Genomic DNA, 15,254 nt, shown 5'->3' with positions numbered 1-15,254 from the left:
ATTCGACCTCCCCGTACTTCGCGCCTCATTTGCGCGGTTGGCGCCGGCAAAGGTCGGCGCGACCTGCGGATTCGTGGCGCGAAGCGGAGCCCCCGCCGGCCGGTGAGCGACGGACCTCAGCCGACGGAGACGTCGGCCTCGTGCAGGGCGCGGACCAACGGGGTGAGTTCGGGGACGCCGGCCGCCTCGGCCAGGGCCTGCCGGAGCACGTCGTCGTGCACGGGTCGGGCCTGGTCGAGCAGATCCCGCCCGGCCGCGGTGAGTTCGGTGTAGATGCCGCGACGGTCGTCGGCGCACAGGATCCGGGTGAGCAGGCCGCGGTCCTCGAGCCGGTTGACCAGCCGGGTGGTCGCGGACGGGGACAGGGCGGCCGCCCGGCTCAGCTGCTGCATCCGCATGTGCCAGCCGTCCTGCCGGCTCAGCGCGTCCAGCACGGTGTACTCCACGACGGACAGGTCCGCGGCGGCGCCGAGGGCCCGCTCCAGCCGGGACTCGATCAGGCCGTGCAGGGAGGCCAGGGTGCGCCAGCCCTGGGCGCGCACCTGGACGGCGTCGTCGCCGATGCCCATCGAGACCCACCTCACCCTAATAGTTGCTTGCGCGGGGTATCCGCGCGTGCAAGAGTCGATATAACGCGTTTGCAACTACCAGCGTACGCGTTCCATCTACTCACACGAAAGAGGTTCGCGATGCCTGCGGGACTCATCGCCCTCGCGCTCGGCGGCTTCGGGATCGGCCTGACCGAATTCACCATCATGGGTCTGCTGCCCGAGGTCGCGGCCGACTTCGGCGTCAGCGAGGCGGCGGCGGGCTGGCTCATCACCGGGTACGCCCTGGCGGTGATCGTCGGGGCGCTCGGGCTGACCGCCGCGACCACCCGGCTGCCTCGCAAACGGGTGCTGCTCGGACTGCTCGTGCTGTTCGTCATCGGCAACGCCATCAGTGCGCTGGCCCCCACCTACTCGGTGATGATGGCCGGCCGGATCGTCGCGGCGCTGTGCCACGGCGCCTTCTTCGGCATCGGCGCGGTCGTCGCGGCCGATCTGGTTGCCCCCGCCCGCAAGGCCGGGGCGGTGGCCATCATGTTCACCGGGCTGACCGCGGCGAACGTTCTCGGCGTCCCCCTGGGCACCTTCATCGGCCAGCAGTTCGGCTGGCGGGCCACGTTCTGGTCGATCACCGTCATCGGCCTGGTCGCCTTCGTCGGCGTGCTCGCCCTGGTACCGCAGGATCGCGGCCGGCACGTGCCTACCCGCCTGCGGGACGAGGTCGGCGCGCTGCGCGACCGGCAGGTGTGGCTGTCGATGGCGGTGACCGTGCTCGGCTTCGGCGGCATGTTCGGGGCGTTCACCTACATCGCCTACACGCTCACCGAGGTGACCGGGTTCGCGTCGTCGACGGTGCCGTGGCTGCTGGTGCTGTTCGGGGCCGGCCTGCTCGTCGGCAATGTGCTGGGCGGCCGGTTCGCCGACCGCGCGCTGGACCGCAGCCTGATCGTCATCCTCGCCGGGCTGGTGCTGGTCCTGGTCGGGTTCGCGCTGGCCGCGACGAGCCCGTGGGGCACCGTGGTGATGATCTTCCTGATGGGCGGGTTCGGCTTCGCCACCGTGCCCGGCCTGCAGACCCGCGTGATGACCTACGCCGCGCAGGCACCGTCGCTGGCCTCGGCCGGCAACATCGCCGCGTTCAACCTCGGCAACGCCCTGGGTGCGCTGGCCGGCGGCCTGACCATCGGAGCCGGACTGGGCTACACCTCACCGATCTGGGCCGGCGCCGCGATCACCGCGGCCGCGCTGGTGGTGATGGTGGTCGCCGCCCGGACCGCGCCCCGACCGGTGCCGGCGCTCACCGCGCCGGCACCCGTCCCCGCCGCGACGGCGCCGGTCGGGACCGAGGACCGCAGCAGGTAGGTGTCCATGATCCAGCCGTGCCGGGCCCGCAACCGGGCCCGCACGGCGACGATCTCGTCGATCACCTCGTCCAGGGGGCCCCGGATCAGGGTCTGCCGGGGATCGCCCAGGTAGGCGCCCCACAGGATCTCCAGGCCCCGACCGGTGCAGGTGCGGCACTCCAGATCGCCGTCGAGCATCACCACCACGGTGGGCGCTCCCCCGGCGATCGCCTCGGCCAGGCGGCGACCGGTGGTGATCACCACCGGTTCGCCGATGCCGTGCAACACCACCCCGTGCGCGGCCGCCAGGGCCTGCACCGCGCTGATCCCCGGGCGGACGTGCACGGCCAGCGGCACGATCCCCCGCTCGCGAATTCCGTCGACGATCCGGATGGTGCTGTCGTACAGCGCCGGATCGCCCCAAACGAGGATGCCCGCGCAGCCGTCGGGCGCGACGTGGTCCAGCAGCGCCTGCTCGTAGGCCAGCACCCGGCGCTGGTGCCAGTCACGCACCGCACCCTGATAGTCCGGACTCTGCCGGTCGCGCCGCGGGTCCGGGATCGGGACGACCCGAAGGTCGGGCCGGCCGTGCCGGGCCATCATCTGCGCCCGCAGATCGACCAGATCCCTGGTGGTCTCGCCCTTGTCGACCAGCAGGACGACGTCGACCCGGCCGAGAGCGGCCACCGCCTGCAGCGTCAACTGCTCGGGGTCGCCCATACCGATGCCGATGATCTCCAGGGTGCGCACCCGCCGATTGTGCCGGTGGCTACCATCGGCCCAACTCGGGGCAGGGAGAGGTGACGGGTGGACGGCAGCTCGAACAGTGACCGGGCGGCCGGCCCGCAGCTCAGGATCGGTTCGTTCGCCGATCCGGCCGGGGAGCTGGCCTCCCTGACCGGGATCATCCAGGGCCCGGACGGCTGCATGTGGTTCGCCTCGCCCGGCACGGACCGGGTGGGCCGGCTCGACCCGACGACCGGCGTGATCCGGACCTTCCTCGACCCGGCCGGCGAACTGCGCGGCCCGGCCAACCTCTTCCCCGGGGCCGACGGCCGGATCTGGTTCACCTGTCCCGGCGCCGACCGGATCGGCCGCATCGACCCGTCGGCCGCCGATCCGCAGGCCACGCTCACCGCGGTGAGCGCGCCCGGGATCGCCAATCCGGTCGCGATCAAGTCGGCCGCCGACGGCCGGATCTGGGTCAGCCTCCGCGCCGCCAGTGCCCTGGCCTCGATCGACCCCTTCGCCGACGACCCCGGCGGGTCGGTGCGGGTGATCACCCATCCATCGCTCGACCTGCCCGCCGCCATCTTCCCGGCGGCGGACGGCCGGCTGTGGTTCACCACCACCGGCCGGCCCGGGATCGGCTCGCTCGATCCCCTGGACCCCGACCCGGGCCGTTCGATCCGGATGTTCGCTCCGCCGGGCGAGCCGGCCCTGCGCGCCTGGGCGATGGATGAGGCGGGCCGGCTGTGGCTGACCACCCGCAACCCGGGTGGCATCGCCCGGTTCGATCCGGCGGACCCGTCGGGCACCTGGCGACATTTCACCGGGCCGGCGTTCGACGCCCCCGACGGCAACACCCTGGGCCCGGACGGCGCCATCTGGCTGGTGGACACGGGCCGGAACGCCCTGCTCCGGGTGGACCCCGAGTCCGGAACCGTCGAAGATCACCATTCGCCGAGCATCGCCGCCCCGTTCGACCTCAAACCGGGTCCGGGCGCCTCGCTCTGGTTCACCAACCGGGGTGCGCCCACCCTCGGGCGACTGGAGTTCGTCGCCGGACCGTGATCACCCGGTGGGATGATGGTCCGGTGACGACCGGCCGGCAGTCCCCCGTGCGCTGGGCGCTGCTGCTGGCCGTCATCGCCGGGATCTTCGCGATGCACGTGCTGACTCCCGGCGACGGGCCCGGGCACGGCAGCCTGCCGACGGCCGCCGGGACCCACCACGGCATGACGGCCGACCCGATGGCCGAGCCGGTGATGGCTCCCGAGGCGTTCGTGACGGCCTGGGTGGGTGCGGAACCGCCAAGCTCCGAGCACGGCGACATGGCCGGCTGCATCCTGTTCCTGGTCGTCGGTGGCGTGCTGCTCCTGCTGGCCGCGCTGGCCCGGCGCAACGCGACCGTCACCGCCCCCGGACCGGTCTCGGCCCGGCGGGCGCTGTTCGACATGCGGCGGCGAGGCCCGCCCCGCGGACGCCCTCGCCTCGCCCTCGGTGTGATTCGGGTATAGGCCGTCTCCGCCGTTCCGACCGGAACGGCCGCCGACGCTGCCTTTTTCCGCCCCGATCACCTCCAAGGAGTCTTTCCATGACCAAACGCGTTCTGGGCGCGGCGTTCGCGCTGGCCCTCACTCTCGGCCTGGCCGCCTGCGGGAGCAGTTCGACCGGCACCGCCACCAGAAGCACCGCCCCCAGCACCACATCCGAGACCGCCGCCACGGCCGCCGGCAACGGCAGCGCGGCCGTCGAATCCACCGAGCACAACGCCGTCGACGTCATGTTCGCGACGATGATGATCCCGCACCACGAGGGCGCCATCGAGATGTCCGAACTGGCGCTGGCGCAGGCGTCCACCCAACCGGTGAAGGACCTGGCCACCCAAATCAAGGCCGCCCAGGGACCGGAGATCGAGCAGATGCAGGGCTGGCTGGTCGCGTGGGATGCGACCATGCCCATGATGAGCACCGGAGCCGACGCGGACTCCGGCATGGGCGGTCACGACATGGGCTCGATGGGCGGACCGCAGGAAACCGCCGCGAGCCCCTCCGTCGACGATTTCGGCATGGGCCAGATGATGCAGATGAGCGACGCCGACATGGACGCGCTGCGCGCGGCCACCGGGGTCGAGTTCGACAAGCTCTTCCTGCAGCAGATGATCGCCCACCACCAGGGTGCGATCGAGATGGCCGAGGTGGAGATCGCCCGGGGCCAGAACCCGGCGACCCTGGCCCTGGCCGAGTCGATCAAGAGCGGGCAGACCACCGAGATCGCGCAGATGCAGCAGATGCTCGCTGCCTTGTAGCGGCCCCGAGCAGGCCGGACGGTGCCCGGAGGCGCCGTCCGGCCCTGGCGGGATCAGCGCGTCAACGCCAACAGCGCGTCGGTGTCCAGGTGCTCGGCCACCGCATCGGCCAGCCGGTCCAGCATGGCCTCGCGCCGGGCCCCGAAGCCGGGAGCTGCGGCGTCCGCGTGGAATCGTCCCTCGGTGGCCGTCCGCAGCCAGGCTCGACGGAAGTCGTCGTTCTCGAACGCACCGTGCCACATCGTGCCCCAGACCGAGCCGACCCGAACCCCGCCCAGGAAAGACTCGTCCCCGCCGCCCGGCGCGACAGTGGCCACCCCGTGGTGGATCTCGTACCCGCGGACCTGGTGCCCCTGCCAGTCGCCGGCCGGGGTGCCCAGCCTCTTGTCCGGGGCGAACGCGACGTCGACCGGCAGCAACCCCAGCCCGGACACCGGCCCGGCGCCGGACTCGACCGGGTCGTCGATGGTCCGGGCGAGCATCTGGAAGCCGCCGCAGATGCCCAACACGGGCGTGCCCCGCCCGGCCGCCTGCCGGACCGCGTCGGCCAGTCCGCTGGCGTGCAACCAGGTCAGGTCCGCCACGGTGGCGCGGGACCCGGGCAGGACCACCAGATCGGCGGCCCGGATCGTGCCGGGATCGGCGGTCATCGTCACCTCGACCCCGGGCTCGCAGGCGAGCGCGTCGAGGTCGGTGACGTTGGACAGCCGGGGGAAGCGGAGGGCGGCGACCCGCAGCCGCGGCTCGGGCCCACCGATCGGGGCACCCCACCGGCCGACCTGCAGCGTGTCCTCACCGTCCAGCCACACCTCGGTCAGCCAGGGCAGCACGCCGAGCACGGGCACCCCGGTCAGCTGGGCGATCCGGTCCAGGCCCGGCCGCAGCAGGTCGACGTCCCCGCGGAATTTGTTGATGATCAACCCCCGGATGAGCGCCTGGTCGGCCGCGTCGAGCAGGGCGACGGTGCCGTAGAGGCTGGCGAAGACGCCGCCCCGGTCGATGTCCCCGACCACCACCACGGGCAGGGAAAACTCCTGAGCCAGGCCCATGTTCACGTAGTCGCCGGCGCGCAGATTGATCTCGGTGGGCGACCCCGCGCCCTCGCAGACGATGACGTCGTAACGCCCGGCCAGCTCGCGGTAGGCGGCGAACGCTGCCTGGGCGAGATGTCTGCGGCCGGAAGCGAACTCACCGGATTCCAGCGTGCCGGCCGGGCGACCCCGGACCACGACGAAAGAACGCCGGTCCGAGCCGGGCTTGAGCAGCACGGGGTTCATCGCCGACTCGGGCACCGCGCCGGCCGCCTGGGCCTGCAGGTACTGCGCCCGGCCGATCTCGCTGCCGTCCGCGCAGACCATCGAGTTGTTCGACATGTTCTGCGCCTTGAAGGGCGCAACCCGCAGCCCCTGCCGGGCCAGGAACCGGCAGATGCCGGCCGTCACCAGCGACTTTCCGGCGTCCGAGGAGGTACCGGCGATGAGCAAGCCGCGGGCTTGAAGGTCACGAGCCAGCACCCGGACACCCTAGTCGTGCGACGGCACCGCCCGTCGGAAGGATGTCCAGGGTCGCCTCGCTCGGTAGCGTTCAACGCATGGCTATCAAACTGGAGAACGTTGCCATCGCGGTGCGCGACCTCGAGGCGACGATCGCCTTCTTCACCGACCTCGGCCTGACCGTGTTGGGGCGGGACACGGTCAGCGGGGAATGGACCGATACTGCGGTCGGCCTCGACGGTAACCACGCCAAGATCGCGATGCTGCAAACACCAGACGGGAATGGCCGTCTCGAGCTGTTCGAGTACATCCACCCCGACGCGATCGAAACCGAACCCACCCAACCCAACGAGATCGGCATGCACCGGGTCGCCTTCTCCGTGGACGACATCGACGAGGCGTTGGCGATCGCCGCGCGGCACGGCTGCCATCCGCTGCGCGGTGTGGCGACCTATGAGGACATCTACAAGCTGACTTATGTCCGCGGGCCCAGTGGCATCATCGTGATGTTCGCCCAGGAGCTGACGAGGGGCTGAGCAACGATCGCCCCTGGGAATTGCCGACGATCTCGATCAGACCGCAGGCGGACGATCCCGCCCGTCCAACGTGGCGGACGTCGACATCTCGGGCGGCCGACCCTGCCCGTTGAACTCGTTGTACGTGGCCCCGGCCGCGGCGATGCCCCTGGCCAAGGAGCCCGTTCGATGTCGCCAGAGGTACCACAGCAGCCCCACCACCAGCAGCAAGGCCGCGAGAACGATCAGTCCCGTCATCATCGAGCGGCTCCCCCCACGGTGCACAACCAGCCAGCTCAGCCTCCGCCGCCGGATCGCCCCGGTCAAGACGTGCGGTACGGATTGTCCTCCGACGGCCGGTCATGGCCGTCCCGGCTTCTGACGTGGCCGGAGGGACTTCCAGCATTGGGGGCGTGGACGCGAGCGGTCGGGTCATGCATCGGTGTTCGCACCCGCAGCCGCGTTCGACCGTCTTTCATCCGAGTCACCTGGGCGCGCCATGATTGAACCGCCCACCAGCGGGTGACCACTCAGGAGTGAAGCCCATGCGAGTTCTCATCTCCGGCGCCGGCATCGCCGGCCCGAGCCTGGCCTGGTGGCTGCAGCGATACGGATTCGCGTGCACCGTCGTCGAGCGGTCCCCCACCCTGCGCACCGAGGGTCAGAACGTCGATATTCGCGGCGCAGCCCGCGAGGTGGTTCGGCGGATGGGTCTGGACGACGAGGTGGCCGCGCGAAGCACCGGCGAGCAGGGCACCCGCTTCATCGACGGCGCCGGCCACTCGGTGGCCGAGTTCCCGGTGACGCATTCGGACACCGAGGGCGCCACCGCCGAGCGGGAGATCCTGCGCGGGCAACTGGCGTCTCTGCTGTACGAGCAGACCCGGGGCGCCGCGGACTACCGGTTCGGCCATCGCATCGCCGAGGTACGCGACGGCGAGCGGGAGGTGACCGTCTCCTTCGATCAGGGCGGGTCGGAGTCGTTCGACCTCGTCGTGCTCGCCGAGGGCGTCAATTCCAGGAGCCGGGACTCCATCGTCAATACGGCCATCACCGAACGATCGCTGGGCCTGACCATCGCCTACTACTCGGTCGAGCGCAGCGCCGCCGACGACGACTGGTGGCGCTGGTACAACGCGCTCGGTGGCCGCACGATCAGCCTGCGGCCGGACAACCTCGGGCGCATCCGGGTGTCCCTGTCGTTCCTGTCCGACGCCCGGGTCGACTCCGATCCGGACCTAGGGTCGCCGAAAGATGAACTGACCGAACGCTTCCGGGACGCCGGCGGGCCCGCCGGACGGGTCCTGGCCGGACTGGCCGACGCCGACGATCTGTACGTGGAGCGGCTGCGCCAGATCCGGGCCGACCGCTGGTCGAACGGACGGACCGTGCTGCTCGGCGACGCCGCCTGGTGCGCCACCCCGGTGAGCGGCATGGGGACCAGCCTGGCCGTCGTCGGCGCCTACGTGCTGGCCGGCGAGTTGGCCGCGCACGTGCATCATCAGGACGGTCTGGCCGCGTACGAACGGGTGATGCGCCCGTACGTCGACCAGGCCCAGGATCTGCCGCCGGGCACCCCACGACTGGCGCACCCCCGTTCGCGGCCCGGCCTGGCCGCCTTCCGCACGGCGCTGCGTCTGGCCGGCTCGCCCGCGTTCGCGCCGGTGCGCCGGCGGATGTTCGCCCCACCCGCGGATCGCTTGCAACTGCCCGACTTTCGGCACCTGGAGACGACGCGCTCGTCCTGATCAGGAGCCGGCCTTGCGCTCCTGCGGTCCGACGATGACGGTACGCAGCACGCCGAGCCGGTCGACCTCGACCTCGACGACGTCGCCGGGCTGCAGCCTCTGCGCCCGGCCCGCGGCGAGATCGCTGGAGGTTGAGCAACCGATGACAGCGGCCATCCGGGGTAAGCGGGAGGAGGTCGCCGCCGCCCTGGCGCTGATCATCCCGCCCCGCCGCAGGAGGGCTGGGGTGCGCCGGCGACCGGCCGGTCAGCGCGCCGTGAACGGTGGGCGTGTCCTGTTGGGGTCCTTCCCCAGTCGCCAGGTGCGCAACCGCGGAAAGATCCCTTGCACCAGGATCAGGATGCCCATCAGCGCGATGAACACCCCTTGCCCCCATTCCCGGGACTGCGAGCTCACCATCACGCAGACGGCCAGAGCGATGATCAGCAGACCACCGGAAAGCTGGGCCGTCCGCGGATGCTTGCCGATGACGCGACCCATCGGGACGCTGCCCACCAGCCCGATGACAAGTGCATACCCCACCGTCGGCCCGAGCCAACCCTGGTCCGACCACATCAGCACGACCAGGATGCCCACCGCGGCCACGGCCAGAGCCGCCCACTTGAGCGGACCGAACGGAGCCCGGGTGAATGCATCCGCGGTCACGGTAGCGACCTCTGCCCGGTCAGGCTCTGGGCAACCCGTTGATGACGCTCGTCATCTGAGCGACCGTCTTGTCGCCCAGTTCCTCGAACTCGGATTTGAGGAACGGCGTCGCCAGTTTGGCCAGCCCGTGGAACTCGATCTGCGCGTGATAGGTGATGGCGCTTCCCGTGTCGGTGGCCTGCACGGTGATGGTGTCGGTCGAGCTAGCGGTCTTGTTCTCACCCTGGAACCGGAGCCGGCCGGTGTCGAACTCAGCGAGCCGATACTCGAGTTCAGTCTCCTTGCCCTTGAACACCGACACGTTGTGCCAGGTCGATCCGACCTGGACCGGCCCACTGTCGGTCCGGGTGCAGCTCTTGGTGCCCGGATCCCATTCCTCGGCGCGACTGAAGTCCTTGAGGTAGTCGACGACCACCGAAACAGGTTGCCGCACCTCGAATGTGCGCTCGACATCGATCATCGTGAACCTCAACTCCGCTCGCTTCCCTGACTTGTTTCCTGTGCCCCGGCGTTGGCGCGTCAAACGTCCTGCGGACCCCCGATGCAGACCCGGTACCTCTCGGCGGCACTCTGGAACGGAGCAGGGCTCGGGTCTGCCCCCGGTCTGGTTGACACTCGGGGTTTGCAGTAGTCAGGCCGCTTCTGCGGCCTTGTAGATCATCTCAAACTCGACCGGGGTGAGCTTGCCGAGGGCCCGCTGGCGGCGTCGTCGGTTGTACTTGGTTTCGATCCAGGTGACGATCGCGAGGCGGAGGTCGTCGCGGGTGTCCCAACGGCGGGTGTTCAGGACGTTCTTCTGCAGCAGGGAAAAGAAGCTCTCCATGCTGGCGTTGTCGCCGGCGCCGTGGGAGCGGCCCATCGACCCCACCAGGTCGTTGTTCGCCAGCAGCCGCTGGGTCCGCTTGGCACGAAACTGACCGCCTCGGTCGGAGTGACAGACTGTCCCGGCCGGGCTGCGGAGCGCGATCGCGTTGCGCATCGCGGCCCGCGCCAGGGACGACTTCATCCGGGAGTCGATGGAGTAGCCCACGATCTTGTTCGACCACACGTCCTTGATCGCGCAGATGTAGAGCTTGCCTTCGCGGGTGGGGTGCTCGGAAATGTCCCACAGCCACACCTTGTTCGGGGCGTCGGCGAGGAACTCGTGACGTACGACGCCGTGCTCGTCGACGACCGCGAGGAGGTCGTCGTGTGGCGCGGGGCCGGTCGAGCCGGTCTTGGAGCGCTTCTTGTGGTGGCTGGCAGTGATGCCGGCGATGCGGCACAGGCGGTGCACCCGGTTCTCCCCGACCTGGATGCCGTGCTCGTCTTCGAGTTCGTCGGTGAGGAACCTGTAGCCCAACGTCGCATCGTCGCCATGGAGGTCGTAGAGCTTGTCGATGAGGTGGGCGTCGTCGTAGTCCCGCTGGCATACGGGGTCGCTGAGCCACTTGTAGTACCCGGCCCGCGAAAGGCCGAGCACCCGCAACGTCACCGCGACCGGCACCCTGATCGGGGCGCCGGTCGCAGCCATCTCTCGGACGAGCGGGAAGACTATTTTCCCGGCAGGTTCGCCTGCGACAGGTAGGCCGCTGCCCTACGCAGGACCTCGTTCTCCTGCTCGAGGAGGCGGTTGCGCTTCTTCAACTCGCGAAGCTCAGCACGGTCGACGTCGGTGAGACCGGGACGGCGACCGTCCTTGATGTCGGCCTGCTTCATCCAGTTCGCGAGCGAGCCTTCGGAGATGCCGAAGTCCTTCGCGATCTGCGTCAGCGTCGCCTGGCCCTTGCGGGCCACGGCCACGACGTCGTCGCGGAACTCCTTGGGATAGGGCTTAGCCACGAAAGACATCCTTCCGTCTGAGGCCGAAACCTCAGAGGTCAGGTGTCAACTGAACTCGGGGCAGACCCCTCCGACCCACGACCGAAGGGATGCCGACCAATGGCCCTCGAACTGCGACCCAACTGCGAGGGCTGCGACAAGGATCTGCCGCCGGCCGCGACCGACGCCATGATCTGCAGCTATGAATGCACCTGGTGCTCCGCGTGCGTCGACCGGTTGCGCAATGTCTGCCCCAACTGCGGGGGCGGCTTCGTGCCCCGGCCGATCCGGCCCGCCACTGAATGGCGACCGGGCCTGTCCGTGGCCCAACGCCCGGCCTCGACCCGTCGGGTGCACATGTCCTTTAGCTGGGTGCAGGCGCAGGAGCTCTCGGCCGCGCTGGCCGGCATCGACCCGGCCGCCCGGTGAGCCGGCTGCCGAGCGGGCCGCCCGCACCCGGTCGCCCCCCCATGCACCCCATCAGGAAGTTGATCATGGCGTTTTCTGCTCGACTCGCCGACGACACGCCGACAGCGGAGCAGAGATCGCCATGATCAACTTCAGGAAAAGGGGCGGGCTTCAGGAAAAGGGGCGGGCTTCAGGAAAAGGGGCGGGCTTCAGGAAGGGGGCGGGGCGGAGCCGGCAATGAGGTCGGCGACCGTCTTGTCCGGCCGCAGGCCTCGCCAGCTGGTGGCGCGCAACCGGCGCTCGGGGGTCCACTGGCCGTACTTGACCTCGCCCACGAGTTCGGGGCGGACCCAGATCGCTCCGGCCGCATCGGCTCTCGGGATGGTATCGGCGACGGCCGAGCGGTCGGCGCGCAGCGGGGCGAGCGCCTGCATCAGCTGGTCCAGGATCGCATCGGTGAAGCCGGTGCCCACCTTGCCGGCGTAGCGCAGGCCTCCGGCGCCGTCCGGGACGGCCAGGAGCAGCGCCCCCACGGTCCCCTCCCGGCGACCGGTGCCGGGTGACCAGCCGACGACCACCACCTCCAGGTCGAGGAAGTTCTTGATCTTGAGCCAGGAGTGGGAGCGGCGGCCGGGCTGGTAGGTCGAATCGCCGAGCTTGGCGACGATGCCCTCCCACTGCCGGTCGGCGCTGCCGCGCAGCGCATCCCGCGCCGGACCGGCCAGCTGCGGCGGCACCAGGCAGACCCCGCCGGTCAACGGCAGCGCCTCCAGGATCCGGCGGCGATCGTCATAGCGCTTGTCCAGCAGGGAGATGCCGTCCAGGTTGAGCACGTCGAAGATCCAGAACTGCACCGGCACGTCGCGCATCACCCGGGCCACGTCCCTGGCCCGTTGCACGTTCATCCGCTTCTGCATCTCGTGGAAGCTGGTCCGCCCGTCCTGCAGGGCGACGATCTCACCGTCGAGCACCGCGCTGTGCCCGTCGAGCAGCTCGGCCAGCACGGCCAGCTCGGGATAGGTGGGGGTGACGTCGTTGCCGAGCCGGCTGCGCAGGGTCAATCCCGACGGCCCGACGGTGGCGATGGCCCGGATACCGTCCCACTTGCCCTCGAACCGCCAGCGCCGCTCGTCGGCCACGTCCTCGACCGAGCCGGCGGTGGCAAGCATCGGCCGCAGATCCTTCGGCGGCTCGGGCCGGGTCGACCGGGCCGGGGCCGGCCGGGCGGTGACCGGGGCGGTGGGCGTGGCCGGACGGTGGTCGTCGTACTGCTTGGGCTGGGGGCTCTGGTCCTTCATCCGGTGCATCAGCCAGTTCTTGCCACCGGTGCGGATCAGCGCGTAGCGGCCGCGGGCCTTGCCGCCGTGCAGCACGATGATGACCTCGTCCTCACGCCATTTCTCGGTGGCATAGGTGCCGCGGTCCCAGATGCTGACCGTGCCGCCGCCGTACTCGCCGTGCGGGATCTCGCCGGCGAAGTCGGCGTAGTCCATCGGATGGTCCTCGGTGTGCACGGCCAGATGATTGCGACCGGTGCTCTCCGGCACCCCCTTCGGCACGGCCCAGGAGACGAGCACCCCGTCGCGTTCGAGCCGGAAGTCGTAGTGCAGTCGCCGCGCGTGATGCTCCTGGATGACGAACGTGTCGTCGTCTCCCTGCGGCAGCAGGCCCGGCTCGGGCACCGGTTCCGGGGTCTTGTCGGCCGACCGCATGGATCGGTAGGTGTCCAGCTTGGTGTCCGGCCCGCGCCCCCGCCGCCGGGAGCCGCCGCGAGTCTCGGCGCCGTCGTTGTCGCCGTCCTCCAGGCCCTGCATGGGATCCGGCGCGGCGGCCAGCAGTTCGAGCACCTCGGTGTACTCCAGGTGCCGCAGTTCGGGGTCGGCCAGCTCCTCCCAGGTCCGTGGGGCCGCCACGGTGGGGTGCTCCCGCCCGCGCAACGAGTAGGGCGCGATGGTGGTCTTGGAGCCGTTGTTCTGCGACCAGTCGATGAACACCTTCCCGCGGCGCAGCGACTTGGCCATCCGGGAGACCACCAGATCCGGCATGTCCTGCTCGATCGCCTCGGCGATCTCCCGCGCGTAGGCCGAAGCGTCGTCCGAGGTCAGCGACCCGTCCAGCCAGGCGTAGAGATGGATCCCCTTGGAACCACTGGTGACCGGGACCAGCGCCGCGCCGCCCATCCGCTCGCGGACGGCCCGGGCGACGTGCGCGCAGTCGACCAGCTCGACCCCCGGTCCCGGATCGAGGTCGAACACCAACCGGTTCGGATGCACGGCATCGAAGACGGCCTCGGTGATCTCACCATCACCCCCGGCCACCGACGCCGCCGCGGACCCAAAGGTCCATTGCGGCACATGCAGTTCCAGGGCGGCGATCTGTCCCAACCAGGCCAGCGTGGCCGGTGAGTCGACCAGCGGGTAGTCCTTGGGCCCGTCGGAATGCCGGATGGTCCGCCGCGGCACCCAGCTCGGCGTGCCCTTGGGCAGGTCCTTGTGGAAGAACGGCGCGGTGGTGACCCCGTCGGGCCACCGTTTGCGGGTCACCGGACGGTCGGCCAGGTGCGGGATCATCGCGTGCGCGACCTCGGCGAAGTAGGCAATCACCTCCGATTTGGTGGTGCCGCTGGCCGGATAGAGCACCTTGCGCAGATGGGTCAACGCGATCCGGTGACCGTCCACCTCGACCGTCGCGCTGTCTGCGGCCATCGTGATCACCTCCCCCCGGGCCTGGCTGCCCGGTGCCGAAGGGTTCATCATGGGCACATGCGATCGATCTGGAAAGGTTCCGTGGCGTTCGGACTGGTGAACGTGCCGGTCAAGCTCTACTCCGCCACCGAGGAGAAGGACATCCGGTTCCACCAGGTCCACGCCCAGGACGGTGGCCGGATCAAGTACAAGCGGGTGTGTGATCTGGACGGCGAGGAGGTCCCGTACGCGGACATCGCCAAGGCCTACGAGAGCGACGACGGCCGCACCATCATGCTCACCGACGAGGACTTCGCCCAGCTGCCGGCCAGTTCCAGCCGGGAGATCGACGTCGTCAGCTTCGTGCCCTCGGACCAGGTCGATCCGGTGCTCTACGACAAGACGTACTACCTGGAACCCGCCTCCACCTCGACCAAGGCCTACGTGCTGCTGCGGCAGACCCTGGAACAGACCGACCGGATCGCCATCGTCAACTTCGCCCTCCGGCAGAAGACCCGGTTGGCCGCCCTCCGGGTTCGGGACGACGTGCTGGTGATCCAGACGCTGCTGTGGCCGGACGAGGTCCGGGCCGCCGAGTTCGCGTCGCTGGAGGAGTCCGTCAGCATCAAACCGGCCGAGCTGAAGATGGCCTCGATGCTGGTGGACAGCTTCGCGGACGATTTCCACCCGGAGGACTACACCGACGAGTACCGCGAGGAGCTGCAGCAGCTCATCGAGGCCAAACTCGAGGGCGGCGAGGCCTTCGAAACGCCCGAGAAGCCGGACGAAGGCGAGGATGCCGAGGTGGTCGACCTGCTCGCTGCGCTGCAGCGCAGCGTCGAGCGGCACAAGAAGGCCGGCGCGAGCACCGGCGACGACAGCGGCGACGGCGCGGACGACAGCCCAAAAAAGAGCCCGCGCACGAGCTCGGCGAAGACCAGGACCAAGGCCACCGACGAGACCGGCGACCAGGACAAGGACGAGGCCAAGCCGCCCACCCGCCGCCGCTCACCGGCCCGCAAGACCGGCTGAGCCCATA

Annotated in this window: 16 protein-coding genes and 1 pseudogene; 8 read left to right on the top strand and 9 right to left on the bottom strand. The window is 70.1% G+C overall.

Going from position 1 to position 15,254, the window contains the following annotated elements; genetic code table 11:
• Positions 1-116: 116 nt before the first annotated feature.
• Positions 117-569: a MarR family winged helix-turn-helix transcriptional regulator gene (locus NAMU_RS00705; RefSeq protein WP_012814052.1), complete on the bottom strand. Its 453-nt coding sequence runs from the start codon at positions 567-569 to the stop codon at positions 117-119.
• A gap of 120 nt (positions 570-689) precedes the next feature.
• Here NAMU_RS00705 and NAMU_RS00700 point away from each other — a divergent pair, with 120 nt between their 5' ends.
• Complete coding sequence (locus NAMU_RS00700) at positions 690-1,910, top strand: MFS transporter (protein ID WP_012814051.1); 1,221 nt, start codon at positions 690-692, stop codon at positions 1,908-1,910.
• A gap of 47 nt (positions 1,911-1,957) precedes the next feature.
• Here the strand turns inward: NAMU_RS00700 and cobF are convergent.
• Positions 1,958-2,641 (bottom strand): annotated as a pseudogene (gene cobF, locus NAMU_RS30745) (precorrin-6A synthase (deacetylating)); the annotation flags it as partial.
• A gap of 57 nt (positions 2,642-2,698) precedes the next feature.
• On the opposite strand from cobF, the gene NAMU_RS00695 reads away from it, so the two are divergent.
• From NAMU_RS00695 to NAMU_RS00685, 3 genes are all read left to right on the top strand, one after another.
• The gene (locus tag NAMU_RS00695) at positions 2,699-3,685 is read left to right on the top strand and encodes a Vgb family protein (protein ID WP_012814049.1); all 987 of its coding nucleotides are present in this window, start codon (positions 2,699-2,701) and stop codon (positions 3,683-3,685) included.
• Positions 3,686-3,708: 23 nt separating this feature from the next.
• Entirely contained in the window at positions 3,709-4,131 is a 423-nt protein-coding gene (locus NAMU_RS00690) for a DUF6153 family protein (protein WP_012814048.1), read from the top strand.
• 77 nt (positions 4,132-4,208) lie between these two features.
• Complete coding sequence (locus NAMU_RS00685; protein WP_012814047.1) at positions 4,209-4,922, top strand: DUF305 domain-containing protein; 714 nt, start codon at positions 4,209-4,211, stop codon at positions 4,920-4,922.
• Between the two features lie 53 nt (positions 4,923-4,975).
• Here NAMU_RS00685 and NAMU_RS00680 read toward each other — a convergent pair whose 3' ends face one another.
• Positions 4,976-6,436, bottom strand: a complete 1,461-nt coding sequence (locus tag NAMU_RS00680) for a cobyric acid synthase (protein WP_012814046.1) — start codon at positions 6,434-6,436, stop codon at positions 4,976-4,978.
• 77 nt (positions 6,437-6,513) lie between these two features.
• Between NAMU_RS00680 and NAMU_RS00675 the strand changes: the two genes are divergently transcribed.
• A complete protein-coding gene (locus tag NAMU_RS00675; protein ID WP_012814045.1) occupies positions 6,514-6,951 on the top strand; it encodes a VOC family protein in 438 nt (145 codons plus the stop codon).
• Positions 6,952-6,987: 36 nt separating this feature from the next.
• On the opposite strand, the gene NAMU_RS00670 is transcribed toward NAMU_RS00675, so the two are convergent.
• Positions 6,988-7,191 carry a hypothetical protein gene (locus NAMU_RS00670; protein WP_012814044.1) on the bottom strand — a complete coding sequence of 68 codons (204 nt, stop codon included), beginning with the start codon at positions 7,189-7,191 and terminating at the stop codon, positions 6,988-6,990.
• Positions 7,192-7,475: 284 nt separating this feature from the next.
• Here NAMU_RS00670 and NAMU_RS00665 point away from each other — a divergent pair, with 284 nt between their 5' ends.
• Positions 7,476-8,678: an FAD-dependent monooxygenase gene (locus NAMU_RS00665; RefSeq protein ID WP_012814043.1), complete on the top strand. Its 1,203-nt coding sequence runs from the start codon at positions 7,476-7,478 to the stop codon at positions 8,676-8,678.
• On the opposite strand, the gene NAMU_RS29015 is transcribed toward NAMU_RS00665, so the two are convergent.
• From NAMU_RS29015 to NAMU_RS00650, 4 genes are all read right to left on the bottom strand, one after another.
• Positions 8,679-8,834, bottom strand: a complete 156-nt coding sequence (locus NAMU_RS29015) for a fumarylacetoacetate hydrolase family protein (protein WP_138179865.1) — start codon at positions 8,832-8,834, stop codon at positions 8,679-8,681.
• 90 nt (positions 8,835-8,924) lie between these two features.
• A complete protein-coding gene (locus tag NAMU_RS00660) occupies positions 8,925-9,323 on the bottom strand; it encodes a hypothetical protein (protein ID WP_012814042.1) in 399 nt (132 codons plus the stop codon).
• Positions 9,324-9,342: 19 nt separating this feature from the next.
• Positions 9,343-9,783 (bottom strand): SRPBCC family protein, encoded by a 441-nt coding sequence (locus tag NAMU_RS00655; RefSeq protein WP_012814041.1) that lies wholly within the window; start codon positions 9,781-9,783, stop codon positions 9,343-9,345.
• A gap of 171 nt (positions 9,784-9,954) precedes the next feature.
• Positions 9,955-11,144 (bottom strand): IS3 family transposase gene (locus NAMU_RS00650; RefSeq protein WP_086008611.1). Its coding sequence is split into 2 segments (ribosomal slippage): positions 9,955-10,863 and positions 10,866-11,144, totalling 1,188 coding nucleotides; the frame shifts between segments, so codons are not numbered across the junction.
• Positions 11,145-11,243: 99 nt separating this feature from the next.
• Between NAMU_RS00650 and NAMU_RS00640 the strand changes: the two genes are divergently transcribed.
• On the top strand, positions 11,244-11,552 hold the full coding sequence (locus NAMU_RS00640; protein WP_012814038.1) for a DUF1272 domain-containing protein: 309 nt from the start codon (positions 11,244-11,246) through the stop codon (positions 11,550-11,552).
• 188 nt (positions 11,553-11,740) lie between these two features.
• Here the strand turns inward: NAMU_RS00640 and NAMU_RS00635 are convergent, their stop codons facing one another.
• Positions 11,741-14,236, bottom strand: coding sequence for an ATP-dependent DNA ligase (locus tag NAMU_RS00635; RefSeq protein WP_012814037.1), 2,496 nt, complete (start codon positions 14,234-14,236; stop codon positions 11,741-11,743).
• 57 nt (positions 14,237-14,293) lie between these two features.
• Here NAMU_RS00635 and ku point away from each other — a divergent pair, with 57 nt between their 5' ends.
• The gene (ku, locus tag NAMU_RS00630; RefSeq protein ID WP_012814036.1) at positions 14,294-15,247 is read left to right on the top strand and encodes a non-homologous end joining protein Ku; all 954 of its coding nucleotides are present in this window, start codon (positions 14,294-14,296) and stop codon (positions 15,245-15,247) included.
• Positions 15,248-15,254 lie beyond the last annotated feature (7 nt).

Origin of the sequence: Nakamurella multipartita DSM 44233 (assembly GCF_000024365.1) — a bacterium.
Taxonomy (GTDB): Bacteria; Actinomycetota; Actinomycetes; order Mycobacteriales; family Nakamurellaceae; genus Nakamurella; species Nakamurella multipartita.
Note: the sequence above shows the minus strand (reverse complement) of the source record. Positions and strands in the feature narration are given on the sequence as shown.

Coding starts and splice junctions, on each gene's coding strand:
- NAMU_RS00705 (WP_012814052.1), bottom strand. CDS start 569: ATGGGCATCGGCGACGACGCCGTCCAGGTGCGCGCCCAGGGCTGGCGC.
- NAMU_RS00670 (WP_012814044.1), bottom strand. CDS start 7,191: ATGATGACGGGACTGATCGTTCTCGCGGCCTTGCTGCTGGTGGTGGGG.
- NAMU_RS00640 (WP_012814038.1), top strand. CDS start 11,244: ATGGCCCTCGAACTGCGACCCAACTGCGAGGGCTGCGACAAGGATCTG.
- NAMU_RS00655 (WP_012814041.1), bottom strand. CDS start 9,783: ATGATCGATGTCGAGCGCACATTCGAGGTGCGGCAACCTGTTTCGGTG.
- NAMU_RS00685 (WP_012814047.1), top strand. CDS start 4,209: ATGACCAAACGCGTTCTGGGCGCGGCGTTCGCGCTGGCCCTCACTCTC.
- NAMU_RS00665 (WP_012814043.1), top strand. CDS start 7,476: ATGCGAGTTCTCATCTCCGGCGCCGGCATCGCCGGCCCGAGCCTGGCC.
- NAMU_RS00700 (WP_012814051.1), top strand. CDS start 690: ATGCCTGCGGGACTCATCGCCCTCGCGCTCGGCGGCTTCGGGATCGGC.
- ku (WP_012814036.1), top strand. CDS start 14,294: ATGCGATCGATCTGGAAAGGTTCCGTGGCGTTCGGACTGGTGAACGTG.
- NAMU_RS00635 (WP_012814037.1), bottom strand. CDS start 14,236: ATGGCCGCAGACAGCGCGACGGTCGAGGTGGACGGTCACCGGATCGCG.
- NAMU_RS29015 (WP_138179865.1), bottom strand. CDS start 8,834: ATGGCCGCTGTCATCGGTTGCTCAACCTCCAGCGATCTCGCCGCGGGC.
- NAMU_RS00675 (WP_012814045.1), top strand. CDS start 6,514: ATGGCTATCAAACTGGAGAACGTTGCCATCGCGGTGCGCGACCTCGAG.